Annotated in this window: 1 protein-coding gene; it reads right to left on the bottom strand. The window is 57.5% G+C overall.

All coding sequences use genetic code 11. The features are described 5' to 3' along the window. Positions 1–468: aminotransferase class III-fold pyridoxal phosphate-dependent enzyme (locus I6F37_RS39025; protein ID WP_225154228.1), on the bottom strand; the 468-nt coding region annotated here is incomplete at both ends.

Here is a 468-nt window from a genome sequence, read left to right as displayed (position 1 = left end):
TCACACAGCAGGTTGCTTACATCGGCGGCCAATGGATGCATCGGACCGATGTCCACGCTTTGATCGAGCTGTGCGTGGCACGCCTTCTTGATGAAGTCGGGCATATAGCCGAACATCGATGAACCGAAACCACTGAGGATATCGACGTAGTTGTTGCCGTCGATGTCGGTGAGGTGGCAGCCGGAGCTCTTGTCCACCACCACTTGGTAAACAAGTTCCTTGGTCTGCGGTTTGAAGCCGGTCACCACACGCGGGTCGGCCATCTTCTTGCGGTTCGCTTGGGTGAAGGCCTTGCTCTTGGCGGTCTTCGCGGTGTAGCGTTTCACGAAGGCATCGAACCAAGCGCGCTGTTGCGGCGTCATATCGTCCACCTTCTCCTTGCTGATGCGGGCCTGCGCTCCGAAGACCTTCTTCAGTTCAGGGGCGTCCTCGAGAGCATTGATCGAAGAGGACGCCCCTGAACTGAAG

Origin of the sequence: Bradyrhizobium sp. NBAIM08 (assembly GCF_020193935.1) — a bacterium.
GTDB classification, from domain to species: domain Bacteria; phylum Pseudomonadota; class Alphaproteobacteria; order Rhizobiales; family Xanthobacteraceae; genus Bradyrhizobium; species Bradyrhizobium yuanmingense.
This window is presented reverse-complemented; position numbering and strand designations above follow the sequence as displayed.